The sequence below is a fragment of the Vreelandella nigrificans genome (assembly GCF_002374315.1).
Lineage (GTDB): Bacteria > Pseudomonadota > Gammaproteobacteria > Pseudomonadales > Halomonadaceae > Vreelandella > Vreelandella nigrificans.
The window spans coordinates 67,275-93,934 of the sequence record NZ_NWUX01000006.1; the positions used below are offsets into that span (position 1 = coordinate 67,275).

At 55.4% G+C, this 26,660-nt stretch carries 25 protein-coding genes; 16 read left to right on the forward strand and 9 right to left on the reverse strand.

Features of this window, described 5'->3' with window-relative positions:
* Positions 1 to 8 precede the first annotated feature (8 nt).
* Together CPA45_RS09225 and speB are read right to left on the reverse strand one after the other, a co-directional pair.
* Complete coding sequence (locus CPA45_RS09225) at positions 9 to 1,391, reverse strand: YjiH family protein (protein WP_096651267.1); 1,383 nt, start codon at positions 1,389 to 1,391, stop codon at positions 9 to 11.
* A gap of 101 nt (positions 1,392 to 1,492) precedes the next feature.
* Positions 1,493 to 2,443, reverse strand: a complete 951-nt coding sequence (gene speB / locus CPA45_RS09230) for an agmatinase (protein WP_096651268.1) — start codon at positions 2,441 to 2,443, stop codon at positions 1,493 to 1,495.
* A gap of 287 nt (positions 2,444 to 2,730) precedes the next feature.
* Between speB and CPA45_RS09235 the strand changes: the two genes are divergently transcribed.
* The 6 genes from CPA45_RS09235 to recQ all read left to right on the forward strand — a co-directional run bounded on the left by CPA45_RS09235 (position 2,731) and on the right by recQ (position 10,799).
* Positions 2,731 to 4,152, forward strand: coding sequence for a sigma-54 interaction domain-containing protein (locus tag CPA45_RS09235; RefSeq protein WP_096651269.1), 1,422 nt, complete (start codon positions 2,731 to 2,733; stop codon positions 4,150 to 4,152).
* 102 nt (positions 4,153 to 4,254) lie between these two features.
* Positions 4,255 to 5,385 carry an ABC transporter ATP-binding protein gene (locus tag CPA45_RS09240; RefSeq protein ID WP_096651270.1) on the forward strand — a complete coding sequence of 377 codons (1,131 nt, stop codon included), beginning with the start codon at positions 4,255 to 4,257 and terminating at the stop codon, positions 5,383 to 5,385.
* A gap of 46 nt (positions 5,386 to 5,431) precedes the next feature.
* The gene (locus CPA45_RS09245; RefSeq protein ID WP_096651271.1) at positions 5,432 to 6,712 is read left to right on the forward strand and encodes an ABC transporter substrate-binding protein; all 1,281 of its coding nucleotides are present in this window, start codon (positions 5,432 to 5,434) and stop codon (positions 6,710 to 6,712) included.
* Between the two features lie 142 nt (positions 6,713 to 6,854).
* Complete coding sequence (locus tag CPA45_RS09250) at positions 6,855 to 7,742, forward strand: carbohydrate ABC transporter permease (protein WP_244287562.1); 888 nt, start codon at positions 6,855 to 6,857, stop codon at positions 7,740 to 7,742.
* On the forward strand, positions 7,739 to 8,593 hold the full coding sequence (locus CPA45_RS09255; protein WP_096651272.1) for a carbohydrate ABC transporter permease: 855 nt from the start codon (positions 7,739 to 7,741) through the stop codon (positions 8,591 to 8,593). The genes CPA45_RS09250 and CPA45_RS09255 overlap by 4 nt, the downstream gene beginning before the upstream one ends.
* A gap of 64 nt (positions 8,594 to 8,657) precedes the next feature.
* Positions 8,658 to 10,799 carry a DNA helicase RecQ gene (recQ, locus tag CPA45_RS09260; protein ID WP_096651273.1) on the forward strand — a complete coding sequence of 714 codons (2,142 nt, stop codon included), beginning with the start codon at positions 8,658 to 8,660 and terminating at the stop codon, positions 10,797 to 10,799.
* 11 nt (positions 10,800 to 10,810) lie between these two features.
* Here recQ and mtnA read toward each other — a convergent pair whose 3' ends face one another.
* Positions 10,811 to 11,821: an S-methyl-5-thioribose-1-phosphate isomerase gene (mtnA, locus tag CPA45_RS09265; protein ID WP_096651274.1), complete on the reverse strand. Its 1,011-nt coding sequence runs from the start codon at positions 11,819 to 11,821 to the stop codon at positions 10,811 to 10,813.
* A 119-nt stretch (positions 11,822 to 11,940) separates the two neighbouring features.
* Between mtnA and mtnB the strand changes: the two genes are divergently transcribed.
* Genes mtnB through CPA45_RS09280 form a run of 3 tightly spaced genes read left to right on the forward strand, consistent with a single transcriptional unit; the run spans position 11,941 to position 13,812 of the window.
* On the forward strand, positions 11,941 to 12,528 hold the full coding sequence (gene mtnB, locus CPA45_RS09270) for a methylthioribulose 1-phosphate dehydratase (RefSeq protein WP_096651384.1): 588 nt from the start codon (positions 11,941 to 11,943) through the stop codon (positions 12,526 to 12,528).
* Positions 12,529 to 12,541: 13 nt separating this feature from the next.
* Positions 12,542 to 13,228 (forward strand): acireductone synthase, encoded by a 687-nt coding sequence (mtnC, locus tag CPA45_RS09275; protein WP_096651275.1) that lies wholly within the window; start codon positions 12,542 to 12,544, stop codon positions 13,226 to 13,228.
* 35 nt (positions 13,229 to 13,263) lie between these two features.
* Positions 13,264 to 13,812 carry a 1,2-dihydroxy-3-keto-5-methylthiopentene dioxygenase gene (locus CPA45_RS09280; RefSeq protein WP_096651276.1) on the forward strand — a complete coding sequence of 183 codons (549 nt, stop codon included), beginning with the start codon at positions 13,264 to 13,266 and terminating at the stop codon, positions 13,810 to 13,812.
* A 694-nt stretch (positions 13,813 to 14,506) separates the two neighbouring features.
* On the opposite strand, the gene mtnK is transcribed toward CPA45_RS09280, so the two are convergent.
* Complete coding sequence (mtnK, locus tag CPA45_RS09285; RefSeq protein ID WP_244287574.1) at positions 14,507 to 15,763, reverse strand: S-methyl-5-thioribose kinase; 1,257 nt, start codon at positions 15,761 to 15,763, stop codon at positions 14,507 to 14,509.
* Positions 15,764 to 15,874: 111 nt separating this feature from the next.
* A complete protein-coding gene (locus CPA45_RS09290) occupies positions 15,875 to 16,804 on the reverse strand; it encodes a LysR family transcriptional regulator (RefSeq protein WP_096651278.1) in 930 nt (309 codons plus the stop codon).
* 89 nt (positions 16,805 to 16,893) lie between these two features.
* Between CPA45_RS09290 and CPA45_RS09295 the strand changes: the two genes are divergently transcribed.
* Complete coding sequence (locus tag CPA45_RS09295; RefSeq protein ID WP_096651279.1) at positions 16,894 to 17,322, forward strand: DMT family transporter; 429 nt, start codon at positions 16,894 to 16,896, stop codon at positions 17,320 to 17,322.
* A gap of 24 nt (positions 17,323 to 17,346) precedes the next feature.
* Entirely contained in the window at positions 17,347 to 17,856 is a 510-nt protein-coding gene (locus CPA45_RS09300; protein WP_208858479.1) for a DMT family transporter, read from the forward strand.
* A gap of 32 nt (positions 17,857 to 17,888) precedes the next feature.
* Here CPA45_RS09300 and CPA45_RS09305 read toward each other — a convergent pair whose 3' ends face one another.
* Both CPA45_RS09305 and CPA45_RS09310 read right to left on the reverse strand, forming a co-directional pair.
* Positions 17,889 to 18,155, reverse strand: coding sequence for a DksA/TraR family C4-type zinc finger protein (locus CPA45_RS09305; RefSeq protein WP_096651280.1), 267 nt, complete (start codon positions 18,153 to 18,155; stop codon positions 17,889 to 17,891).
* 64 nt (positions 18,156 to 18,219) lie between these two features.
* Entirely contained in the window at positions 18,220 to 18,972 is a 753-nt protein-coding gene (locus tag CPA45_RS09310; protein WP_096651281.1) for a DeoR/GlpR family DNA-binding transcription regulator, read from the reverse strand.
* Between the two features lie 135 nt (positions 18,973 to 19,107).
* On the opposite strand from CPA45_RS09310, the gene CPA45_RS09315 reads away from it, so the two are divergent.
* From CPA45_RS09315 to CPA45_RS09335, 5 genes are read left to right on the forward strand one after another with little or no spacing between them, the layout of a single operon-like run.
* On the forward strand, positions 19,108 to 20,112 hold the full coding sequence (locus CPA45_RS09315) for an ABC transporter substrate-binding protein (RefSeq protein WP_096651282.1): 1,005 nt from the start codon (positions 19,108 to 19,110) through the stop codon (positions 20,110 to 20,112).
* 2 nt (positions 20,113 to 20,114) lie between these two features.
* Positions 20,115 to 21,842 carry an ABC transporter permease gene (locus tag CPA45_RS09320; RefSeq protein WP_096651283.1) on the forward strand — a complete coding sequence of 576 codons (1,728 nt, stop codon included), beginning with the start codon at positions 20,115 to 20,117 and terminating at the stop codon, positions 21,840 to 21,842.
* Complete coding sequence (locus CPA45_RS09325; protein ID WP_096651284.1) at positions 21,830 to 22,876, forward strand: ABC transporter ATP-binding protein; 1,047 nt, start codon at positions 21,830 to 21,832, stop codon at positions 22,874 to 22,876. Before CPA45_RS09320 ends, CPA45_RS09325 begins: the two co-directional genes overlap by 13 nt.
* Positions 22,873 to 23,964: an MBL fold metallo-hydrolase gene (locus tag CPA45_RS09330; RefSeq protein ID WP_096651285.1), complete on the forward strand. Its 1,092-nt coding sequence runs from the start codon at positions 22,873 to 22,875 to the stop codon at positions 23,962 to 23,964. The genes CPA45_RS09325 and CPA45_RS09330 overlap by 4 nt, the downstream gene beginning before the upstream one ends.
* The gene (locus CPA45_RS09335; protein WP_096651286.1) at positions 23,952 to 24,398 is read left to right on the forward strand and encodes a phosphatase domain-containing protein; all 447 of its coding nucleotides are present in this window, start codon (positions 23,952 to 23,954) and stop codon (positions 24,396 to 24,398) included. Before CPA45_RS09330 ends, CPA45_RS09335 begins: the two co-directional genes overlap by 13 nt.
* Here the strand turns inward: CPA45_RS09335 and CPA45_RS09340 are convergent.
* Both CPA45_RS09340 and CPA45_RS09345 read right to left on the reverse strand, forming a co-directional pair.
* Positions 24,395 to 25,558, reverse strand: coding sequence for an MFS transporter (locus tag CPA45_RS09340; protein ID WP_096651287.1), 1,164 nt, complete (start codon positions 25,556 to 25,558; stop codon positions 24,395 to 24,397). The two genes, CPA45_RS09335 and CPA45_RS09340, sit on opposite strands and share 4 nt — an antisense overlap.
* The gene (locus tag CPA45_RS09345; RefSeq protein ID WP_096651288.1) at positions 25,549 to 26,553 is read right to left on the reverse strand and encodes a GlxA family transcriptional regulator; all 1,005 of its coding nucleotides are present in this window, start codon (positions 26,551 to 26,553) and stop codon (positions 25,549 to 25,551) included. The genes CPA45_RS09340 and CPA45_RS09345 overlap by 10 nt, the downstream gene beginning before the upstream one ends.
* Positions 26,554 to 26,660 lie beyond the last annotated feature (107 nt).

Consider the following 26,660-nt stretch of genomic DNA (forward strand, 5'->3'; position numbering starts at 1 on the left):
CAGGCCTCTTAGAAGAAAAACGTATGGGCCATAAAGGCAATGATCGGCAGCGTAATCGCCGTACGCAGTAGGAACACCACCGCTAGTTCCCAGAACTTGATAGGAATTTTCGATTTGAGCAACAGCGCGCCGATTTCCGACATATACACCAACTGCGTCATTGAAAGGCAAGCAATCACAAAACGGGTTAACTCGCTTTCGATATTAGTTGCCAGTACGGCGGGCAGAAACATATCGGCAAACCCCACCAGCGTCGCTGGCGCAGCAGCCTGAGCTTCAGGAATACGTAGTAGTTCCAGCACCGGCACCATGGGGTAAGAGAGCCAGGTAAACAGCGGGGTAAACTCGGCTAAAATCAGTGCAACAGTACCAATCGCAAAGACCAACGGCAGCAACGTTAAGAAGATATCAATGACGTTGAGTAGCGCTAAGCGGGCTAACTCCCGTGGCCCAGGCGCGCTGCCTGCACGACGGGTTGCCTGCAAAAGGCTGTAGCGGAATAGACCCACATTTTCGTTACGCTCTTCGCTTAACTGGCAGCCGACTGGCTCATAGTAGTCATTGGTTTTGCGCGACAGCGGCGGAATCCGAGACACAATGACCGCCGCGATCAACCCTGACACCACCACCGTGAAGTAGAACTGCACGAAGAGGTGATTAATACCGACGAAGTTAATCACTAATAAGCTGAAAGCAATGGAGGCTACGGAAAAGTTGGTAGCGATTACCGAGGCTTCGCGGCCGTTATAGTAACCCTGCTCATACTGCTGAGCGGTTATTAAAACGCCCACTGTTCCCGAGCCCATCCAAGAGGCGGTGGCATCGATAGCGCTACGTCCCGGTAGGTTAAAAATCACCCGAAACGGTTTACGCACCATGGTGCCGATAAACTCCATAAAGCCAAACTCAACCAAAAACGGCAGCAGCACCGCCGCAAAAAAGAAGAACGTTAGCAGCACCGGTGCCAAATCATTCAGCATAACGCCGCCAGTAAAGGAGGCAGTGACAAACTCTGGCCCGAACTGGAAATAGGTCATTAGGACAAAAATGGCGCCTAGTACGCGCATAACCACCCAAATAGCCCCTACATCAAACATCTCGTGAAAGGGGCCACTTTTCGCCCAGGCAGGTTGAGCGATTTTGGCGTATAGCGTTACCACCACTGACAAGCAGAGTATCACCACCGCAATGGCTGGCAACGCCGAGCCCAGCAGGGTTTGCAAACCATCTGCCATTAGGCCCATGCCAATATTAATAGAATCCCCCACTTGGAAAGGGACTAGAAACAGCAGCACCCCAATCAGCGATGGGATCAGAAACTTCAGTAAGTGCGCGGGAGGTATCGGCGCCGACGAGGTCGGCTGTTCCGATTTAACGTTGCTATAAGACATAGAGTTCACCCATTGGAAGTGATTATTGGAGGTGGGCTAGCGGCGTTGCAGGGACAGCGCTTTTTTTATTTGATAACTAGTTATGAGCGATTAGTCCGGCATTAATCGCTACGTTTGACCCCTGGCAGGACGCAGAGCATTTCATACAACAGCGTGGCGCCCATTAGCGCGGTGTTACCGCTAGGATCGTAAGGCGGTGATACTTCCACCAGGTCACAGCCGACAATGTTCAAGCCCGTCGCGCCGCGCACTATTTCTAGCCCCTGAGCCGAGGTCAGCCCGCCCATCTCCACCGTGCCGGTGCCAGGGGCAACGGAAGGATCCAAACCGTCGATATCAAAGCTGATATATACCGGGATATCGCCCATCTGCTCGCGCACTTCCTGCATCAACGGCGCTAGCGAGCGGTACCAGCACTCCTCGGCGGGCACGACACGAAAGCCTTGATCGCGGCACCAGTCAAAATCCTCAGCGGCATAGCCGGTACCGCGTAGACCTATTTGTACCACCTTGCCGTGGGCCAATAAGCCCTCCTCTTGGGCACGACGAAATGGTGTGCCGTGGGCAATGGGTTCGCCGAACATATGCTCATTTACATCGGCATGAGCATCGATATGAATCAGTCCCACCGGGCCGTGCTTTTTGGCCATGGCGCGCAGAATCGGCAGCGTCAGTGTATGTTCACCGCCCAGGGTTAGCGGAATGCAGTTGTGCTTGAGCACGTCATTGTAGAAGGCGGTGATGATGTCGACGCTTTTCGGTAGGTGGAAAGTATTAATCGGTACATCACCGATATCCGCCACCTGCAGGCTTTCAAAAGGCGCGGCACGAGTCGCCATATTGTAGGGGCGTAGCATGCGAGACTCATCGCGAATCTGGCGCGGGCCAAGGCGTGTCCCCGGGCGGTTGGAGGTGCCAATATCCATGGGGATGCCAATAAATGCCGCATCTAAGCCTTCGGCAGTCTCTTGGGTGGGTAGGCGCATCATGGTGGCGGGTCCAGCAAAGCGCGGCATAGTGTTACCGCCCAGAGGCTGATTGAAGTCCGACATACACATCTCCTTAGCTTTATTTTGAATATTATTTAGTAGCTTGCTTAGCGTTTAAGGCTTTGTAGCGTTTACGGCTTGTAAACAGGTATTTGTAAATGGGTATTTGTGAATAGGTATTGCACAGAGCGTGCCAAGTCGTCGCGCCCCTAATTAGGCACTGCAAGGGGCAATTTGATGCAGAAATGCATTGATCTCAGCCACAAACAATTCAATACTGAATCAATGATGCGAAAATGGTTCGATCAAAATATATGCGCCATGAATGAAACTGGATGGGTCGAAACAGGATGAGCGAGATAGACAAACGCGTACTGAAAACTATTGTGGAGACTGCAAACGACCACTTCTTTATCGTCAGTGGCGAAGGCCGCGTGCTGGATATTAGCCCCGGTGCCGAAGCGGTTTACGGGATATCACGGGAAGAGCTGCTTTCTAGCAGTGTCCAACAACTACAAACCGCCGGTGTGCTCAAACCATCGATAACTCTGGAAGTGATGCGCACCCGCAGGCCTGCCCAGCTGATGCAGGTAACCGGAACAGGCCGCCGGGTAATCGCTGAAGCCTACCCCGTGTTTGTGGAAGGCAAGCTAGAGCGTATTATCAGCCGCTCGCGGGATTTAACCGACCTACAGTTACTCCAAGACGAATACGCGCTGCTGCAAAAACGCTTTAGCGAACACTTAAAACGCAGTCAGGCAGCACCGGATGCAGAAGAGCAGGCGTTGGATGACGCACTGGATAATTTACAGGTGCGCAGCGGCGTGATGCGCGAAATAGCGCTACTGCTTAAGCGGGTCGCCCCTTCCGATGCTAATGTGCTGATGCTGGGGGAATCCGGCGTTGGTAAGAGCGCTTTTGCCAAACAGCTGCACCGCTGGAGTCAGCGCTGTGACGGCCCCTTTATTGACGTTAACTGCGCGGCGATTCCCGAGAATCTGTTTGAGTCCGAAATGTTTGGCTATCAGCCCGGCGCCTTCAGCGGTGCCGCGCGGCAGGGAAAAGCGGGCCTCTTAGAGCAGGCTGAGGGCGGTACGCTGTTTTTGGATGAAATCGGCGAGCTGCCGCTATTGATGCAAACCAAGCTACTCAAAGTAATTCAGGATGGTAGCCTCACTCGCTTGGGTGACACTCGACCTCGTCGGGTTGATTTCCGCTTGGTGGTTGCCACCAATCAGAATTTGGCCAAACAGGTAGAAGCCGGGCAGTTTCGTTTAGATCTTTACTATCGCCTCAATGTTATCCCAGTGACATTACCACCGCTTCGGGAGCGCCGTGAAGATATTCCTGACCTTGTAGAAGCTTGCTTGAAACGACTAAATCAACGCTATGGTCGACAAAAAATTCTCGATACCCGAGTGTGGTCAACGTTAATGGGCGGCGAGTGGCCAGGCAATGTTCGTGAACTGGAAAACTGGCTGGAAAGAGCCTGGCTCTCAAGCCCCACCGATCAAATCGAAGTGCCTGTATTTCATTCCCTCGCAGAGCATAGCTACGCTGAAAACTCACCGAGTAGCTCTCCCTCTTTTCCCACAGCAACACTAGAACCCCATGAAACGCTTAAGCAGTATCTCGCTCGCCTCGAGTGCGAAACCCTCACTGAACTGAGTAAAACACTGCCCAGCACCTATGCCATCGCCGAACGACTTGGTATCAGCCAATCTAGCGTGGTGCGAAGGCTGCAGCGCTACGGGATAAAGCTCGCCAAGTAATTTTTTCGCTTGACACAAGATTGCTATATAAGTGTCATACTAGTGCAACACCTTCAACACAAGCTGAACTAATAACAACCAACAGCCGGTGATGTGTGTGCTATGTCAAATCAATCGCGTATCCGCTTGGAACGCGTCACCAAACGTTGGGACGCGACCACTGCTGTCGATAACATCTCCTTCGACGTCTCCCCTGGCCAGTTTGTTATTCTGCTAGGGCCTTCGGGCTGTGGAAAATCCACCACGCTGCGCATGATCGCAGGCTTGGAAGAGGCCAGCGATGGGAGTATTTATATTGGTGAGCGCGACGTGACGCGCCTGCCGCCTGGAGACCGTGGGCTAAGTATGGTGTTTCAGTCCTATGCGCTGTTTCCACATCTAAGCGTTGCAGACAACATCGTGTTTGGCCTACGCAGCCGCAAAGTGCCCAAGCCAGAACAGCGCGAGCGGCTGGCGAAGGTCGCCGAACTGGTCGATCTCACCGACTACCTCAACCGTAAGCCCTCCCAGCTTTCTGGCGGCCAGCGCCAGCGTGTAGCACTGGCGCGCGCGGTTATATCCGAACACCCTATTTGCTTAATGGATGAGCCCCTTTCCAATCTGGATGCACGGCTGCGTAGCGATATGCGCCGGGAAATTAAAGCGCTGCAAAGCCGCTTGAACATGACAGTTATCTACGTCACCCACGACCAGGTCGAAGCCATGAGCATGGGTGATCGGGTTATTTTAATGCAGCACGGCAAAATCGTGCAGGATGGCACGCCTGACGAACTGTATAACCGCCCCGCTAGCGCCTTTGCCGCCAGCTTTATTGGTAGCCCCGCTATGAACCTGCTGCCACTGGTGGCGGGGGAAAAGGGCGCCATTATTGAAGGCGAACCCAGCACTCCCGTGGCATCTTTGGAAGCTGCAGGTGGTCATTTGGGAGTCCGCCCCGAAGATATTGAACTACGGCCACCCTCTACGTACGGCGTGCCCGCACTAGTTGTGAGCGATGAATACTTGGGTGCCGATACGATTGCCCATGTCACCGTAGGTGGCCATACCCTAAGGGTGCGTATGAGCGGCAAGCATTCGCTGGCAGGTCAACCCTGTTGCCTTAGCTGGGCAAGCGAAAAGGCCCATCTCTTCAATGCTGACGGCCTGCGCCGAGATGACTTAACGCCTAGTACCTTCTCTAAAACACTCCGAGCAGTACCTCGTCCACCGGCAGTGGGCTCTTTCCAATACTGATCAATGAATAGCTGTTCAGCCATTACTGACAACTGTGGAGCCGTTTATGCACGTACGTATACCCTTCGCTATGACCACCTTAGCAGCTGGCCTATTAAGCGCTGCCCAGGTGAACGCGAATAGTGTTGACCTTACTATGTACTACCCCGTCTCGGTGGGCGGTGCACTGACGGATGTCATCGATAACTTGGTAGCTGAGTTTGAGAACGAATACCCCGACATCAACGTGGAAGCCATCTACGCCGGTAACTACGACGATACCCGCGTGCGCGCAATGTCTGCCATTGAGGCCGGTGATGCACCACAACTGTCGGTACTGTTCTCCATCGACCTTTACGAATTGATTGAGCAGAATGCGATCGTCGCCTTCGATGATTTAATCGAAACCGATGAAGAGCGCGAATGGCTCGACAGCTTTTACCCTGGTTTGATGGAAAACGGCCAGTTGGATGGCAAAACCTACGGCATCCCTTTCCAGCGCTCCACCATTGTGTTGTTCTGGAACAAAGATGCCTTTGAAGCCGCTGGTCTAGACCCCGAAACGCCCCCCGAAAACTGGGAAGAGATGGCCGAAATGGCCGCGACCATTCGCGAAGCCTCCAATGGCGATCAGTGGGGCGTGATGGTGCCTTCCACCGGCTACCCCTACTGGATGTTTCAGGCCTTCGCGTTTCAGAACGGCCACCGCTTAATGAGCGACGACGGCACTGAGGTTTACTTCAATGACCCCGCCGCCATTGAGGCGCTTGAGTACTGGGTATCGCTAACCACTGAACACAATGCCATGCCCGACGGCACCATCGAGTGGGGAACGTTACGCCAGAACTTCCTCGAAGCGTCCACCGCCATGATGTGGCACACCACGGGCAACCTGACCGCTGTACGTAACGAAGCTACGTTTGACTTCGGTGTTGCCATGCTGCCCATGAACACTCAGCGCGGCAGCCCTACCGGTGGTGGTAACTTCTACATCTTCGAAGACGCCAGTGAAGAAGAGCAGCGTGCGGCGATGACCTTTATCCGCTGGATGACAGCCCCCGAGCGCGCCGCTGCCTGGTCAATTGAAACCGGCTACATGGGCGTTAGTCCCGCCGCTTACGAGACCGATGCGCTGCAAAACTATGTGGAAGAGTTCTCGCCAGCAGCGGTGGCCCGAGATCAGCTGGAACACGGCACCGCAGAGCTTTCCACCTACCAAGGTGGCCGAGTGAGACGCGCATTGGATAACGCTGTGCAAGCTGCACTAACTGGTCAAATGACGCCGGAAGAAGCGCTTAATCAGGCACAGCGCGAAGCCGAAGGCGTACTGCGCCGTTACGCTCGCTAAACAGTCTTCATGCCGCTTGGAGCTATGCTTCATAGGGCTATATTTCATAGGGCTATGCTTTATAGGGCTATGTTTCATAGGGCTATGTTTCATAGGGCTATGCTTCATGCGGCATTTTTAAAGTGGTTATCGAGAGATACTTATGGCCGAAATGACCTCACATCGGCGCATGCAACTGTACGGCGCACTGTTATTACTTCCTGCCGCCGTGCTCCTGGCAACCTTCGCCTATCTACCCACTATCACTACGGTAATTAACAGCCTGTTTCTACCTGGCTTTCGTGGCGCCCCTGCGGAGTTTGTGGGGCTCGAAAACTACCAGCTACTGTTTGATGACCCAACCTTTTGGAAAGTAGCCCGTAACAACCTAATTTATGCCATTGGTACGATTCCGACGTCTATTGCGCTGGCATTGGGCATGGCGCTGTTTGTAAATGGCAAACTTCGCGGTCGCGGCTTTGTGCGCATGGCTTACTTTACGCCCACTATCTTACCGATGATTGCGGCTGCCAATATCTGGATGTTCTTCTACGCCCCACAGATTGGTTTATTTAATAAACTACTAGGTGCGTTAGGTTTTTCCGGTGTGAACTGGCTTGGCGACCCAAGCATGGCACTGGGATCAGTGATTGTGATGTCGGTGTGGAAGGAAGCCGGCTTTTTTATGATTTTTTACCTAGCGGCACTGCAGGGAATTGCTCCCGAACTCAAAGAGGCTTCTGACCTTGAGGGCACCAGCCGCTGGAGCTTCTTCTGGCGAGTCACCTTTCCGCTGCTGATGCCCACGACGCTGTTCGTGCTTATTAATGCGCTGATCAACGCCGTTCGAGTGGTGGATCACCTGTTTATTCTGACCAAGGGCGGGCCCAATAACGCCACCAATCTGCTGCTTTATTACGTTTATGAGAACGCGTTTTCGTTCTTTGACCGCACCACAGCAGCAACGATTACGGTGGTCATTCTGCTGGTACTGGCGGTCGTTGCCACGGTGAAGTTCACGATTCTAGACCGTAGGACGCATTACCAATGAAGTCAGTTACTGCTAAATCAAAGACCTATGCGCCTCGTCCTGATTACTTTTCAATCCCGGCGCTTGAAACCGTAGCTGCATGGCTGCTGGCTATTATTTGGATTTTTCCACTGCTCTACGCCTTTTGGGCCGCCTTTCATCCTCCTGCCTATATGGTGCGCTTTGACTTATTTGCCCCACTTACGCTGGATAACTTTAAAAACGCCTGGGCTCAGGCACCCTTTGCCCGCTACTACTTGAACACCTTCACCTTGGTGACTGGGGTGGTGTTTGCCCAGTTTGTGGTCTGCACGTTAGCGGCGTTTGCCTTTGCGCGCTTTCCCATCCCCGGCAAAAACGTACTGTTTATGCTGGTATTGATTCAGCTATTCGTGTTTCCGGAGGTGCTGATCGTCGAGAACTATCGCATCGCCAGCGAACTGGGACTTATCAACACCATTACCGGTATCGGGCTGCCCTATGTAGCCAGCGCTTTTGGTATTTTTCTGCTTCGCCAGACGTTTAAGACCATTCCCCGTGAGCTGGAAGACGCTGCACGAATTGAAGGCTGTAACTGGTTGGAAATTTTGTGGAAGGTTTACGTCCCCCTGGCCAAGCCCACCTACCTTGCTTACGGGCTCGTTTCGATCAGCCACCACTGGAACAACTTTCTGTGGCCACTGGTGGTGACCAATTCGGTAGAGAGTCGTCCGTTAACAGTAGGCTTAGGGGTTTTCTCCGCGCCAGAAACCGGTGTTAACTGGGCCACTGTCAGTGCGGCGACGCTGTTAAGCATCGCCCCGTTGTTGGTGGCTTTCCTACTATTCCAACGCCAATTTGTGCAGTCGTTTCTGCGCGCCGGGATTCGCTAGGCAGGCGCCCCACAAGTTTTTCGTGCGACAATTCTCTCTCCAGCACAAGACAAGGAGAGCATTGATGCACGGCGATCCCCACCCGGCAGCCCTGAAGGTGCTACAGGCGGTATTTGGCTACGACAGCTTTCGCGGCCCTCAGCAGGCTATTATTGAACATGTGATTGCCGGGGGCGATGCGCTGGTGCTGATGCCCACCGGCGGCGGCAAATCGCTGTGCTATCAGATCCCTGCGCTGCTGCGCGAAGGCACCGCGATTGTGGTCTCACCGCTGATCGCGCTGATGCAGGATCAGGTAGCGGCACTTGAACAGAACGGGGTCAAGGCGGCCTACCTCAACTCCAGCCTCGATTATCACGAGGCGGTCGATGTGGAGAACCGACTGCGAAATGGCGAGTTGGATCTGCTCTATGTGGCGCCCGAACGGCTCGCCACGCCACGTATGCAGATGCTGCTGGAGCAGACCCAAATTGCCCTGTTCGCCATTGATGAAGCCCACTGCGTCTCCCAGTGGGGCCACGACTTTCGTCCGGAGTATCGCCTGCTCTCCCACCTGCACCAGCGCTTTCCCCAGGTACCGCGCATCGCGCTGACTGCCACCGCCGACGTACCCACCCGTGGCGATATCATGGAGCATCTTCAGCTCCAAGAGGCGGCGCTGTATAACAGCGGCTTTGATCGACCCAACATTCGCTACCATATCGCCGAAAACCTGGGCAACGCCAAGGAACAGCTGTTGCGCTTTATTCGCGAGCACCACGACGGCGAGGCGGGTATCGTCTACTGCCTCTCCCGACGCAAGGTGGAAGAGACCGCCGCTTGGCTAGAGCGCCAGGGGCTGACCGCGCTGCCCTACCACGCCGGGCTTCCCGCCGAACAGCGCCAACACCATCAGACCCGCTTTCTGCGTGAAGATGGTGTGATTGTGGTGGCAACCATCGCCTTTGGTATGGGCATCGACAAACCAGACGTGCGCTTTGTGGCACACCTCAATCTGCCCAAGAGCATCGAAGCCTACTACCAGGAGACCGGCCGCGCCGGGCGCGACGGGCTACCCGCGGATGCCTGGATGGCCTATGGGCTTCAGGACGTGATCACGCTGCGCCAGATGCAGCAGGACTCCAGCGCTGCTGACCATCAAAAGCGCATTGAGCAGCAGAAGCTAGACGCTATGCTGGGGCTGTGTGAAATCATCAGCTGCCGTCGCCAAGCGCTGCTCCACTACTTTGGCGATCATCTGGATGCGCCCTGTGGCAACTGCGACAACTGCCTGACACCCCCCGAGACTTGGGATGCCACAGTGGCAGCGCAAAAGGCACTGTCGTGTGTCTACCGCACCGAACAGCGCTTCGGCGTGACCTACCTGGTGGATGTGCTGCTGGGCAAACACAACGAGCGTATCACCCGCTTTGGCCATGATCGCCTTAGCACCTTCGGCATTGGTAAAGAGCTCGCAGTCAACGAGTGGAAAGCGCTCTTTCGCCAGCTGATTGCCAGTGGTTATTTAAGTGTGGATATGGAGGGCCACGGCGGTATTCAGCTCACTGCCAACGCAAGGCCGGTGCTGCGCGGCGAACACCCTCTCACCCTACGCAAACCAAGCAAATCCAAAACCACCCGGCGAGGCAACAAAGGGGCCTCTACCACACTGGGCCACGGCGCACTGTGGGAAGCCCTGCGCCAGCACCGGCGTGAACTTGCCGAAACCCAGGGCGTACCTGCCTATGTAATTTTCCACGATGCCACACTGGCCGAAATGGTTGAGCAGAAACCCCACAGCCTGGAGACACTGGGCGCGATCTCCGGCATCGGTGCGCGCAAACTTGCCGATTACGGTGAGGGATTCCTGGCCGTCATCCAGGCTTATCAGGAAACCCAGCAAGATACCCAAGCCAGCGAGCCCCCAGGTGGTAGCACCATGGAGTCCGCCGCCCTGCTGCGCCAGGGGTTAGCGCCTGAGGAAATCGCCCGACAGCGCGGTCTAGCCCCCAATACCGTCTATCGCCATCTAAGCGATGCGATCCAAAGCGGTGAGTTAGCACTGGAAGAAGTCCTCACCCTGGAAGCCGCCACCCTGGAGCAGATCCGTGCCACCTTTACACAGTATCCCGGCCAAGGGCTGAAAGTGGTATTTGAGGCGCTGGGAGGGCGTTTCGACTACCACGTATTGGCCTGTGTGAGGGCTGCCATGGCGGCGCCGAGTTAGCGCGGCGCGCATTATCGACAATGCTCACCCCTGGCAATGGCAGCAGCATCAAACACACCGGTATCCAAAACCCAAGCAGTGACAAGCTTGGCGGGGGTAACATCAAAGGCGGGGTTCCAAACAGGTGCATCGCTAGGCGCCCACACTACATCACCAAAGGCGCCTGCGGCGCCGCGGATCTCGGCGGGGTCGCGCTGTTCAATAGGAATCTCAACACCGGTGGCACAGGCAGCATCTACCGTGGTGTAGGGAGCCACTACATAAAATGGCACCTGATGGTAGTCAGCAACCACTGCCAGCATGTAAGTACCCACTTTGTTAGCGAAGTCGCCATTGGCGCAGATACGGTCAGCGCCGACCATTACTTTATCCACTTTGCCCGCCGCCATCAGGCTGGCAGCCATGCTATCGGTAATCAGCTGATAGGGGATCCCTAGGTCGGCCATTTCCCAAGCGGTTAAACGGCCACCCTGTAGCAGCGGCCGAGTTTCATCGACGTACACATGTAGATCAGTGCCACGCTGCTTAGCAACCGCCAGTGCGCCAATGGCGGTACCCACACCAGCAGTCGCCAGCGCGCCGGTATTGCAGTGGGTAAGCACCCGGTCACCCGGTTGTAAAAGATCGGCACCATACTCAGCCATACGCTGGCAAAGTTCGCGGTCTTCTGTAAACAATTCAGCAGCACGTACGGCCAAGGCGCTGGCGCCTTGCTCGAAGCAGGCCTCCATGGCATCCAAACAGTACATTAAGTTAACCGCCGTGGGACGCGTGGCGCGTAAGCGATCACTCACCAATTGCCAATCACCATCCGGGTGGCGTGCGGCGTATTGGGCCAGTACAAAAGCGGCACTTAGACCAATTAGCGGCGCGCCACGAATGGCGAGGTTCTTGACCGCGCCCTGCCACTCTTCAGGGGAGCCACAGCCCACCCACTGCTCCGCTTGCGGCAGTTGAGTTTGATCCAAATACTCAAGGTGGTCGGCGTAGACCCGTAAACTGCGTGATTGAAGGTGAAACATTCGATGGACTCCTTGAGCACTTGACTTGAGCACTTGAGTAAGGAAACAACGGCACGGCTTATCAGGCGCGAAGCTTATCATATAGAATGGCTGCCATTAGAAGAGGCGATGCAGATCCTATGATGACGCTACAAACTGAACTGCTGGACGCTATTTCATGGGCGGCGCAGCAAGGCTGGACGCCAGCCACTGGCGGTAATTTTTCAGCCCGTACCGAGGCTGGCTATCTGGTCACCGCCTCTGGTCGGGATAAAACCCGCATTCAGGCCGATGACCTGTTGATGTGTGACCTGGATGGCAAAGTGCTGGAAGGCAACGGCAAGCCTAGCGCAGAAAGTGATCTACATGCCGCGCTTTATCGGCTAGACCCGGCCATTCACTGTGTGCTGCATACTCACACCGTGGCCAGTACGGTGCTATCGCGGCGCTTCCCTCAGGGCATTGAGCTAAGCGGCTTTGAGATGCAAAAGGCACTGGCGGGTAACGTCACCCATAACGCATCCATACGTTTGCCGGTAGTACCGAATGAACAGAATATGGAAGAGCTGGCCAAGCATGTGCGCCTCGGCTGGCCGATGCCCTGGGGCTTTTTGGTTGAGGGCCACGGCATTTACGCCATAGGCGATAGCATCGCCAGCTGTCGGCGCCACCTGGAAGCCATAGAGTTTTTACTAGCCTGTGTTCTTGAAGAGAGTCGCTGGTCTTAATGAGTAGCCTTAAATGAGCAACCCAACTGTACGCGCGATTGTGACCGATATTGAAGGCACCACCACGGATATTAACTTCGTGCATAAGGTGCTGTTTCCCTACGCCCACGCCAAGCTGCCCGACTTCTTGCGCGCAAACGCTGAATCCCCGGAGGTTGCCGAGCAGATTAACGCGGTACGCCGTGAAATGGGTGATGCTGATGCCACGCTTGGCGCCGTGATTGCCCAGCTACTGCACTGGATTGAAACCGATCAAAAAGTCACCCCGCTGAAAGCCTTGCAGGGCATGGTGTGGGCGAATGGCTACCAGTGCGGCGACTTTACAGGCCATTTGTATAGCGACGTAGCCCCCGCGCTACGCCAATGGAAAGGTGCAGGAAAGACGCTGTACGTCTATTCGTCCGGCTCAGTGCAGGCGCAGAAGCTGCTGTTTGGCTACAGCGATGAGGGCGATTTAACCTCGCTGTTTAGCGGCTACTTTGACACTCATATTGGCCATAAACGTGACGCTGCCGCCTACCAGCGTATTGTCACTGAGCTTGACCTACCTGCGGATGCGGTGCTGTTCTTGTCTGATGTCATCGAAGAGCTGGATGCGGCCAAGCAGGCCGGTATGCAAACCCTGCAGCTGGTGCGCGAAGGCACCCAGGCTGGCACCGTTCACGCGTGCGTCACCAGCTTCGACGAGATCGTTCTATAACGTTTATGACCCGTCACCTTTAAGGAGAGCTTACGATGTCACAATTGAAAGTATTCGCCGACCAAAACCCTAATGATGCCCTAATCGACATCACTGATGGCGAGCAGATTACCGCTGAGCTGAACAAGGTGGGTGTACTGTTTGAGCGCTGGGCCACACCAGGCGAGATTGCCGATGATGCTACCCAAGAAGATATCTTGGCGCTTTATCAGGAGGATATTGACCGGGTAAAAGCTAAGGGCGGCTATCAAACCGTGGATGTGCTACATATGGTGCCTACGCATCCAGACAAAGATGCCATGCGCCAGAAGTTCTTAAATGAACACCGCCACCACGAAGACGAGGTGCGCTTCTTCGTTAAAGGCCAAGGGCTTTTCTGCCTGCACATTGATGACAAAGTGTATCAAGTACTGTGTACCCGCAATGACCTGATCAGCGTACCTGCCAATACGCCCCACTGGTTTGATATGGGGCCAGCGCCAGAATTCACCGCGCTACGTTTCTTCGATAACGTGGAAGGTTGGGTACCACATTGGACAGAGAGCGATATTGCCGGGAAGTTTGATCGCCTGGATCAGTTGTAAGCTGTGAATCGTAGAAGCCAGTTGTAGCGCGGCGTAAGCGCCAGCGCACCCGCGAAGCAACGCCCGAGCGTTTCCGAGGTTGGCACCGAGGCAGGATTGGTCACAGTGCCAATCCAGGCGGCTGGCGCCGCCGTCGCGAGTGCCTCATACGCTCGTCCCTCGAGAGATTCGTTACACCGCGCTACGGGATAGCCCATCGCGACGCTTGTGCACCTCATCCTGAAAAGCGATAAACCATGTAGCGCGGCGTAAGCGTCAGCGCACCCGCGAAGCAACGCCGAGCGTTGCCGAGGCTGGCACCGAGGCAGGATTGGTCACAGTGCCAGGCGCCGCCGTCGCGAGTGCCTCATACGCTCGTCCCTCGAGAGATTCGTTACACCGCGCTACGGGATAGCCCATCGCGACGCTTGTGCACCTCATCCTGAAAAGCGATAAACCATGTAGCGCGGCGTAAGCGTCAGCGCACCCGCGAAGCAACGCCCGAGCGTTGCCGAGGCTGGCACCGAGGCAGGATTGGTCACAGTGCCAGGCGCCGCCGTCGCGAGTGCCTCATACGCTCGTCCCTCGCGAGATTCGTTACACCGCGCTACGGGATAGCCCATCGCGACGCTTGTGCACCTCATCCTGAAAAGCGATAAGCCATGTAGCGCGGTGTAAGCGTCAGCGCACCCGCGAAGCCGCGCGGGTAAAGCGTTTACAACACCTCTTGCTGGTTGTAGGCCTTAGCGAGTTCCGCAAGTGCGGTAAGATCGCTATAGGCTTCCGGCTCCAGAATCAACGCTTGCCCCATGAGCACATTGCGCGCTTCAAGCTTGGCGCGAAGGGCAGTATCTTCAATCTCTTCAAAATCAGCATTGTGGGCCAGCGATAACACTCGACGGTGCATTTCAATTCCGCAGTAGGCCAGTGCATCCAGGCGGATCTCCTCCAGCAGTGCATCACAGGCATCGTCGGCGCTGTTACCCTGCTCTTCAAACAAGGCTTTCGGAAACAGAATGCCAGTACGTTCGGTTTGCCATAAGTAACGGAACTCGGCATCAAAGCAGGTAAAACACGCCTCAATGACTTCAAGAATCCATGCCTGATACGATTCAAGCTCATCTCCCTGACGATGAGCAGGCTGGCTAAAGTAGGCCATCAGAAAATTAGCTACTGCCATGCCTAAGTCAAAAGCCATTGGACCATACTGGGAGAACTCAGGGTCAATGACCCGTACTTCCGTGTCGGTGGCCATAATCGAACCGGAGTGCAGGTCACCGTGTAGCATGGTTTCAGTATTGGCAGTGAACTTCATCAATAGCCGCTGCACTTTGGCTTTTAAACGCACATTACGGCGTAGCTCATCCACCACTGGCGAAAGCTCCGGCGTGTGGTGATTCATTTCGGCGCCGTAATAGGGGTCGGTAAATACCAGCGATTCGGTAATCGCAGGTATTGCCACATTGCCTGAAAACAGCCCGACATCCTGCTTCTTCTCGGGGCTGCTCAGTGAAAGTTCCGAACCGCGAAACGCCGTGCGAGCGCAAAATTGGCCGATGGTTTCGCCCAAAACATCCACTCGCTCACCATTGATGAGCTTGCGGCGCAAAATAGTATGCGGGTGTAAATACTCCATCACAATCAGCGCCTGAGGCTTGTCGAAGTAGTACACCTCTGGGGCAATTCCCGGTGCATACTTGGCTTGGCGCACCAGGGCGTAATATTCAAAATGAGCGCGATAAATAGGCAGTGGCCAGCTTTCACCCACCATGCGTACATAGGGGAGTGCTTGTTTCACCACGACGCTGCCAAGATTTCCAGAGACAATAAATACCAGATTGAGGTTGCCGTCACCCACTTCGCGAATATCCCACGCAGTGGGATCACCGCCTACCCGGCTCGCCACTTCTGTGACGCCGCCAAGACGCTGAGACAGTGTTTCTACGCTAAGGGCACGGTAATGTTGTTCCATCTCCACAGGTCAATCCTCACAAATTTTTTGTATATATTCATGCCCAAAAGTAGCACTCAAATACACTGGATTTTCAAAGGGTAACAAAGTCGCCATCACCGTCGCCATTAATTAGTGATCCCAGTACGGTAGGTCGCCAACTGCTAAGAATAAATGCTCTAGAAATGCCGCTACTTTAGATGAGCGCAGTCGGTTTTCTGGATAGATAACGTGGATACCCTCTCGCGCCGCTTCGCCCAGTGCTTGATAGCTTTTTAGAATAGGCACCAAGCCTCCATCGCGCAGTGCATCGAAAACCAGCCAAGTGGGAAATAGCACAATGCCCTGCCCTTGCAGTGCCGCTTCAACCAAACATTCCGCATTGTTGCTATAAAGGTTGCCTTTCACTGGGTAGCGTTGCGCTTGATCACTCTCTGACTCTTGGAAATACCAAGACTGTACTCCGCGCGTGCCTTTGTAAACGAGGCAATTATGCTCACTCAATTCATCTGGATGATGTGGCTCGCCATGACGCTTTAGATAAACAGGGGAGGCGCACGCCACAAAGTGCTGTGTTGCAAGCTTTCGTGCCACCAAACTTGAGTCACTTAATACCCCCACTCGTATGACTAAATCAGCCCCTTCTTGCACTGGGTCGATAAATGCATCACTCAACGTTAGCTCTATCTCCACCGCTGGGTGTTCGTCCTGAAAGCTGGCCAATAAGGGAGCAATATGCCGTCGCCCAAACGCCACAGGGGCATTAATGCGCAATACCCCCTGGGGCCGTTTAGCACCACCAACGACTTGCTCTGTAGCTAAGTCCAAACTATCCAACACGCGCTGCACATCGCGGAAGTAGTGCTCTCCAGCATCAGTGAGTCGCACTGCCCGAGTATGTCGATATAGTAGCCGCTGCCCTAGAGTGCGTTCCAAACCGGCAATGTGACGCGATACAGAAGATGCAGGCAAATCATAGTAGCGTGCCGCATCGGCAAAACTACCGGTCATGGCGACACGCACAAACAGCCGCAACGCGAGCAGGCGAATAGAGTTGTCCAATTAGCAATACTCCTTTGCTTTTTCAACGCATTGTAGCAATAAAGATAAGACTCTAAAGTGCTCGCTCTTTTGATCTTCGGAGCGTTGTCATGCAACACGCACTTATTTTACTCGGAGTACTGATCGCAGGAATGGGGCTCTCGGTAGAGGCTGGCTTGCTTGGCCCACTCGGCGAGCAGGTAGGCCATCTGTCCGCTACGCTATCGATTTTTTTAGTGGGTGGACTGCTGCTATCACTGGCGCTGGTATTTTCACCTAACCCCAAAGTCGCCACCCTTTTTCGTCAACCTCGCTGGTTGCTAACCGGCGGTCTACTTGGGCCCTTTTACGTCATCGTGTTGACACTAGCAACGCCTATAGTGGGCGTAGGTATGACTATGGTGGGCATTTTGTGTGGACAGGTAGCGGCCAGCTTGGCCCTCGACCATTTCGGCTGGCTTGGCAGCGAGTGTCGCGGGGTGGACAGCTACAGAGTGCTCGCGTTAGTGATGATTTTAGCCGCTCTGTGGCTCATGTAAGCAGCTTATATAACGGAGATGACCATGTTTCTACCGATTATTTTTGTTCTTCTACTTGTCGGTGGCGCCATACTGGCAGCCCAATCTTCCATTAACGGTCGCTTAGGCGCCAACACCGGCGTGATTGAAAGTGCCTGGCTAACCTTTGTGATGGGCGCCCTGCTGACTTTTTTGCTAATGTTCTTTTTCGAACCAGTCCAGGAAGCCACACTATTCAGCGTACCCAAATGGCAATTAACTGGCGCACTTTTTGGCGTGGTGTATATGCTCGCGATTGTTTTCGCCGTACCGCGCGTAGGCACAGCAGCGGCAACGGTCGCCGTAATCTCAGGACAACTGTTGATGAGCCTGCTGATTGATCATTTTGGCTGGTTTGACAATGCTCAACGACCCTTAGATGTTTCACGGTATATCGCCATGGCGCTGCTAATAGGCGCTATTGGGTTAATCTACTTAAGCCATCAACAGCGTCAGCGTCGATTAGTGAGTCAACCGAGCGAGTGCACAGAAGCGGCTGTTGACCCTAAACCCTAGAGCACAGGGCGTAGGGTTACTTACCGGCTGCATTATCGCAACTGACTATCTTTACTGCCACGGCGATTATAGCCACTGAAGCCCGACTGTTTTTTGTCCAACTCGCTCTGACATACCACGCACAGCCGCACACCGGGCATCGCTTTACGGCGCGCCTCAGGAATAGGGTCGCCACACTCCTCGCAGATCTCAAGGCTTTCACCGCGGGGTAACTGGCGGCGGGCTCGCTGCACTGCATCGTCCAATGTGCTCTCAATCTGCTCTTGTTCAGCACCATCTTTTGCCCACCCACCTGCCATGGTATGGTCCCTCTCTCCGCTAATAATATGTTTTCAGCATAGCAGCAACGAGGGCGATACACCGTTACCCCAAAAACCGAATGCCTTGTGCTGCCAGTGGGCTTCTCAAGCGATCTGGAAGCGGCACATCAGTCACCACGGCATCGTAATCACTCAACTGACCAGCAGCACAGCGCAGTGGTAAATCGAACTTGGTTTTATCCAATACCAACACTCGATAGCTCGTGTGGGCCAACAGTGCTTCGCGGGCCATGACTTCATCGTCGTTATAGTCGTAGAGTTTGCCGTGGCTATCCATTCCGCCTACCGAGACAATGCCTATATCGGCACGGTAGCGTTGAAAAAAACGCCAGGCATCGCCACCAATGACGTCCTGATCACGACGGCGTACTCGCCCACCCGCCACCACTAACTCACACTTCAACTGACACAGTTTAATCAGCGCATGCAAGTTATTGGTCATGATGTGCAGGCCTTGCTTATCGCTAAGCGAATCCGCCAGCTGCTCAACGGTGGTGCCGGTGCCTAAAAACAGTGCTTGATGGTCTTGCACTAAACTCGCCGCCCGCGCCGCTATCTGTCGTTTACCCGCCACATTAACGATCTGACGCTGGTCGTAGCCAATATTCTCCTGCTCAGGAAACGGCAATACTTCGCCTTGACGGCGCAGCACCAACCCTTTATCCGCTAGATGGCGAATATCTCCACGCAGGGTCTGTACAGAAACGTCAAAGTGCCGGGCCAGTGTCTCTAACGATTGGCGGCCTTCACTATTAATACGCTGTAGCAATAGTTGGCGACGTTCGAACTGACGCATGGATACCTCACGGTGAAACGAAAGCAAATAAGACTGAAAGCGAAAGATAAAAAGTGCCAAACGAAAGCGTACTGTCACTTTGTTGTAAGCAGATGACAGTAGCTTAGGTGGGGTTCACTCACTTGAGGTCTCCCCATGTTGAAGCGCCCCCTAGGTTTTATACCCGTAACGACTCTTGCGGCTGCTGTTGCTGCAGCCAGCCTTGCCCTTTCGGCTCATGCCGTGGCTAGCGAAACGCTGACGCTTTACACCAGCCAGCCTAATAGCGATGCACAGCAAACCGTTGATGCCTTTCAAGCCGCCTACCCAGATATCGAAGTGGAGTGGGTTCGCGATGGAACGACGCAGCTAATGACGCGACTGCGCTCAGAGCTATCAGCCGGGGTGAGCAATCCCGATGTGCTGCTGATTGCCGACAGCATGACCATGGAGTCGCTCAAGCAAGAGGGGCACTTACAGTCGTATTTAAGCGATGAGCGTAACGGGTATGACGCAGACCTATACGACCCGGAAGGCTACTACTACGGCACCAAGCTGATCACCACCGGCATTGTGTATAACACTGGCGCCGAGCATCAGCCGCAAAGCTGGCAAGATCTGTTGGGGCCTGACTATGAAGGTATGGTCACCATGCCCAGCCCGCTTTACTCCGGCGCGGCATTGATCCACATGGCGGCCATTAGCGCCAACCCCGAGTTAGGCGCCGATTACTACGATGCGCTACACGCTAACCGCACCGAAGCCCAAGGCGGTAATGGGGGCGTATTTAATGCCGTCGCCGCAGGCTCTAAACCCTATGGCATCGTGGTGGATTTCTTACCGATTCGCGAAGCGGTAAAAGGCTCACCGGTAGAATTTGTGTTTCCTGAAGAAGGGGTTAGCGCAGTTACCGAGCCAGTGGCTATTATGCAGGGCACCGACAACCTGGACGCTGCACAAAAATTTGTCGATTTCGTGCTCTCCCAACAGGGCCAGGAATTGGTAAGCCAGCAAGGTTACCTGCCCGCCCGCAACGATGTTACCCCGCCGGAAGGGTTTCCAGAGCGCGATAGCATTGTGCTAATGCCGGTCGATATCGAGCAGACGTTGGCACAAGAAGCTGAGCTTAAACAGCGTTTTAGCGATCTATTCGGCGGTTAATCATGACACCCGCCTTGACCTATGATAAGTACGGAAGCGACAACAAGTACGACAGCCAGCACCGCTGGCTGCTTTCAAGCCTGCTGATTGCCATTGTGCTGCTTAGTCTGGCGCCCAGCCTGCGCCTGCTAGTAGAAGCATTGAGCGACTTAAACCAGGGGCGCCACTCTCCCCTGTGGCGGGTGCTTAATAGTGCAAGCACCTGGCGAGCATTGTGGCATAGCCTTTATACCTCAGGGCTCGGCATGCTGATTGCGCTGGTGTTAGGCAGCCTGTTCGCTTTTGCCATTACGCTCACCAATGTGCGCGGCAAAGCGTGGCTGGTGTTCTGCTTTATGCTGCCAATGATGATTCCGCCCCAGGTCACCGCGCTAAGCTGGCTACAGCTATTTGGCCCGGCCAGTCCGCTGTTAAAGAGCATTGGCATGGCACCGCCATTGGGCAGCCCGCAACCGCTCTACTCGGCGGAGGGCATCGCCCTGCTGCTAGGCATCCAAAGCGCACCGCTGGTATTTCTGGCCCTGCGCACCAGCCTACTGTCACTACCCCGAGAGCTTATTGAAGCGGCCCGCATTAGCGGTGCCAAACAGACTCAAGTATGGGGCCATATTATTCTTCCCGTGACCCGTAGCGGATTGATCGCCGGGGGCGCAATGGCGTTTATTTCTAGTCTGGGTAACTTCGGCATTCCCGCCATGCTGGGCATTCCGGCAGGCTATTTTGTACTCCCTACACTGATCTATCAGCGCATGGCCAGTTTTGGCACCGGCGTACTGGCAGAAATGGCCGCCCTGTCGCTGTTGATTGGTTTACTGGCGCTGGCCGGGGTAGCGCTGCAACAGCACTTGATGGGCCGCAGCCGCTTTGGCTTAGGCGGCCATAGCGGTCGCTCACATGATTTCACCCTGGGACGATGGCGCACCCTGGTCACCGCGACCCTGATGGGCATCTTGCTGATTATTTTGGTCGCACCACTGGTGGCGCTGATCGTTAGCTCGTTAGTACCGGCGGTGGGCGTTCCGCTTAATGCCGATACCGCCACCCTTAACGCTTACGCCGAAGTGGTTGGTCGCCAAGGGGCAACGTGGCGGGCAGTGCGTAACAGTCTATGGCTGGCGGGCAGTGCGGCGGTGGTGCTAATGCTGTTGAGTCTGCCGTTGGCTTACCGGCTGCAACGCTTGCCAGAGCGCTGGCGCGGCGTGGTGCTCAGCGCCATCGAGATTCCCTATGCACTCCCTGGCGTGGTACTGGCGATTGCCTGCATTCTGATATTTGTCCGCCCGCTGCCGATTATCAATGTGGCGCTGTACGGCACTCTGGGGCTGATTTTCGTCGCTTATCTGGCGCGCTTTCTGGTGGTCTGCGTCAAGCCCGTCGCCGCTAGTTTGGCGCAGTTAGACTCTTCCCTTGAAGAGGCCGCGCAGCTGGCAGGCGCGGGCCCCTGGCGGCGGCTCAGCGGCATCATTTTACCGCTAGTAGCGCCAGCGTTATTCGCAGGCGGGCTGTTGGTATTCCTGCTGGCGGTCAATGAACTCACCGTGTCAGCGCTGCTATGGAGTGCCGGTAACGAAACCCTTGGGGTACTGATTTTCAACTTAGATCAAGGTGGCGAAAGCGTGCTGGCCTCTGCCGTTTCTGTACTGGTAGTCATCATGGTCGCTTCGCTGATGTTGGCACTTAGCTTGCTGGCACCGCGACTACCTAAAGGAGTCATCCCATGGCAGGGCTAGCTATTGATCGCGTAACTAAACGCTTTGGCGAGCACACCGCCGTGGATGCACTGTCACTGGAAATTAAACCAGGTGAATTTGTTGCGCTACTTGGCCCTAGTGGCTGCGGAAAAACCACCATGCTGCGTATGCTGGCGGGCTTTGAAACGGTCGATGAAGGCCGTATTCAGCTAGCCGATCGTACCCTGGCAAGCGCCGATACGCATGTGCCGCCTGAGCAGCGCCATATGGCCATGGTGTTTCAATCCTATGCCCTGTGGCCGCATATGAGCGTTGCGGACAACGTCGGCTACCCCATCAAACTGCGCGGTTTACGTGGTACAGCCTATCAACTAAAGGTTCAGCAAGCGCTGGCCCTGGTAGAGCTTGAGGCTTACGCCGAGCGCATGCCCCAAGCATTAAGCGGCGGACAGCGCCAGCGCGTCGCCCTGGCACGCTGCTTAGTGAGCGACCCTTCAGTAGTGCTGCTGGATGAACCATTGGCCAACCTTGACCGCCATTTGCGCGCCACCATGGAACACAGCTTCCGCGACTTTCACCAGCGCACCGGCGCCACCCTGGTCTACGTCACCCACGACCAGAGCGAAGCCATGGCACTGGCAGACAAAATTGCCGTTATGAAAGCGGGTCAACTGGTTCAGTGGGGCACGCCGGAAACCCTTTACAGTAAACCGCGCACGGTATGGGTAGCGGGCTTTATCGGTCAGGGCAGTCAATTAAAGGTCGCGGCCGGACACCCTGGAAAGCATTTGGAGGGCGCTGATCTGATGCGTGGGTTGAACGCTATTGCCACTGAGCGTACCCAATCGGTTCTGGTACGCCCGGAACATATTCAAATTAGCACCCAAACGCCAGCTGCTAACCAGCTTGCCGCCCAGGTAGAGAGCGTTATTTTCCGTGGCGAGCGCTATGAACTTAGCCTGCGCCTACCCAGCGGCGAAACGCTGCTGGCTTACCATCACAGCGCGCCTGACCCTGGCAGCCAGGTTGCCGTTAGCCTTCATCAGGGCTGGTGTTTGGAGCCTGACCAATGAGTGTCAACGTTGAGGTGCTTAGTGGATTAGGCGATAAGGGGCCTGCTGCCATCGTGGTTGAAGCCCAGGGAAAACGCCTGCTGCTGGACGCAGGCGGTGCGCTCCACCCTGGTGACCCCATCACTTGGGCGAACGCACTGGATGTGGATGCCGTACTAATCAGCCACGACCACATTGACCATATCGGCGGCGTGGCCGAACTAGCAAAGAACGTGCCGCTTTATTGCACACCGTTAGTCGCTAAATCGTTGCCCAAAAGCCGGTTATGGCGGCCGCTGCCGGAACGGGGCACGCTTGAAATAGAAGGCATCACCGTCACCACCGGCCAAGCGGGCCACTCCCTAGGCGGCGTATGGCTACACTTAGCCGTCGGCAACGGCGTATTTTACAGCGGCGATGCCTGCTTTGAGTCGGCGGTGTTTCCGTTTGATACGCCACCAAAAGCGGCTGTAGCGCTACTGGATGCCTCCTACGGCAGCTACGACCAGCCCCAAGCACATTGTATTCAAGCCATCAGCGAACAGCTTTTTCAGCCGCTGGCCTTCCCAGTCCCTGAAACCGGTCGTGGGTTAGAAATGGCGCTATGGCTGGCTGATGAGGCTGAAGCGCGAGGGTTAACACTCGCCATCGACGCCGATATTCGCACCAACCTTGCCGCCCTGCTGGCAATGCCTGAGGCGCTGCGGCGTCCTGGCATTGATGCCGCTATCGCCAAGGTATTGGCACGAGGAGACGATAAAAATGCCACGCTAAGACTAGTGCGTGATCGCGATGACACCCCGCAACAGTGGCCCGACCACCGCCTGCTCCACACCGGTTATCTAACCCCGGATCGCCGCGCCCAGCTAGCGGTGGGCAAGATAAGCTGGCAGCGCTGGAATGTGCACCTGCGCGCGTCACACCTGGTGGCGCTCGCTGATCAGCTAGGCGCTACTCAAGTAGTGCCGCTATTTACTCAGCTTAGCGATAGCGAATTAAAGGCGTGGCGTGGGCTGCTAACCAACCGCCTCTGCACTGCTCAGCGCTTCACAGCCAATACTCGTTTGAACACTCACTCTTGTTTAGGAAGTTTTGCATGTCCACAGTAATTGTCGATGTCGACGGTACCTTAGCCGAATTTCACCCCCACCAGGTCAGCGACTGGGTGCTAGGCAGCCAGAAACAGTGGGAGCCCTTCTTTGCTCATATGGCCGAAGCGCCGGTGATCGAAGCGGTGGCTAAGCTGGTCAAAATTCTTAAAGCCCAGGGCCAGCAGATCGTTATCTGCAGTGATCGCCCCGACAGCCACCGTGAGCATACCCAACGCTGGTTGGAGCGCCACACCATCCCTTTCGATGCCATGTACCTGCGCCCTGAAGGCGATGATCATGTGGATGATGAAGCTGTTAAGGAAGCCCTACTCAGCACCATGCGTAACGATGGGTTTGAGCCCTGGCTAGTGCTGGATGACCGTGATGCGGTGGTGGCCCAGTGGCGCGCCCTCGGGCTTACTTGCCTCCAGTGCGCGCCGGGGGATTTTTAAGCGTTTGCCAGTCTGATTCGGTATTGCCACACCAGCACCGCCAAGGGAATCAGCGCGATGGGGATCAACACTAGGTTAAGTGTCGCCCAGCCTAAGCCGCTGACCAAGGGCCCAGCGAGCAACGCAGTGATCGCAGCGGTGCCAAACACTAAAAACTCGTTGGCGGCCTGGGTACGCGCTTTATCCTCTGGCCGGTAGCTTTCGGTGAGCAGTCCGGTGGCAGGCAAGAAGGTGAAGTTCCACCCCAAACCCAGCAAAATAAGTGCCACGTTGAAGCCCGCCAAACCGACACCCCATTGTGCGACCAGAGCACTCGCTACCAGCAACAGACAGCCGGCCACAATCACCTGCTTGGCACCGAAGCGAGTGGCTAAATGGCCAGTGAAGAACGAGGGTAAAAACATCGCGACCACGTGCCACTGAATGGTCATTGAAACGTGGTTAAAGTGGTGCCCTGCCCCCGCCATGGCGAGCGGTGTGGCGGTCATGGCCAGGTTCATCACGCCATAACCAACCATCGCCGCGCTTACCGCCACAATAAACCCAGGCTGGCTGAGTATTTTTCGCAGCGGAAGCCCGGTTCCTTCACCGTGGGTGCGTGAAGCAGGTGGTAAGCGCGTTATGGTCAATACCAACAGTGCCAGCGCATAAAGTGCGGCCAGGCCGACAAAGCTGCCCAGAAAGGGTACGTCGCCCAGCTCACGGCTCACCCTTGACAACCACGGCCCAGCAAACGCAGCCAGCACGCCACCGCCCATCACCAAACCAATCGCTCGGTCACGCAGGTTAACGGGGGCCGCTTCCACCGCTGCAAAGCGATATAGTTGGCCAAAGCCAATACCGATACCAATCAGCCAGGTCGCCAGCAGAAATAGTCCAAAATGCTCGCCGATTAGCGCCTGAACCGCCACCACTGCCCCGATCAACCCAACCAGATTGCCTAGAAAAAAACCACGCTTACGGCCTAGCTTGGCCATAATCAAAGAGGCCGGAATGGTCGCGCACATCAGCCCCAACCACTGGGTGGCAACCGGCGCCGTAGACCAAGAGGCGCTAGGGGCCAACGAGGCTCCAATTAGCGGCGAGACGGCAATCAATAATACGCTGCCAGTGACCAGCAGCGCTTGGCAGAGCGATAGCAGTGAGACGGTTAAAGGCATAAGACACTCTCCTGAGAGGAAGCCGCATAAGAGGAAGCAAAGCGCTGACGATAGACCGAGGGCGACACGCCATAGTGGCGCTGAAACTGGCGGCGCAGCTGCTCGGCACCACCCAGCCGCCAGCGTTGTGCCAAACGCTCAAGGGATAAACTTTCACGCTCGCTGAGCAGCGCCAGGCGCGCTTGTTCAAGGCGTAGCTGGGTCAGGTAGGCGCCGGGGGTAGTATTTAAGTGGCGCCTAAATAGCCGGGTGAGATGACGGGGGGAAACCGCCATCAGCTCGGCCATACTTTCAAGCCCATGATCGACGCTGGGGTCAGCGTGTAATTGATCCAGCAAGCGGCGCAGAGGCCCAGCCTCCTGCTGACTGCGCAATACCTCGCTGAACTGGGACTGCCCACCTGGGCGCTGCAAAAACACCACTAGCTCGCGGGCGACTCTCCCTGCAAGCTCAGCCCCGTGATCCGCCTCTACCAGCGACAGCGCCAAATCAATCCCCGCCGTTACGCCAGCGCTGGTATAGCGACTGTTGCTTTCGACATACAACGCCTCAGGTTCGACGCTAAGCGCGGGGTATTCCTCAGCTAATTGCTGAGCATGGCGCCAATGGGTGGTGACGCGACAACCATCCAGCAATCCTGCTGCGGCTAACAGAAATGCCCCAGAGCAGATAGACCCCAAGCGTCTGACGTTTGGGGCAACCTCACAGAGCACTTTTTTGACAGCGACGCTATTGCGCTGCTGCATCACTCCACTGCCGCCCGCTACCAGCAGCGTATCCAGAGGCTGTAACTGATGGAGCTGGTGAAAGGTATGCGTAGCATGTACCGCTAACCCACCGTTGGTAGTTACCGGGCCTGCGGCATCGGCAACCAGGGTAAGCTGGTAGAGCGGCTTAGGGCTCAACTCATTGGCACTGGCAAAGACCTGCCAGGGCCCGCTCACATCTAACAGTTGGCAATCAGGGTAGGCAAATAGGGCAACATGGCGAGTCACGGTCTCTCTCCGCTGGTGGGGTATCGAAGCATTAGAGAGAGTGTCGGCGCTACGACTCATGTCGGCAAGGACCATTACCCCACCTAAAAAGACTTATGTATAATTAG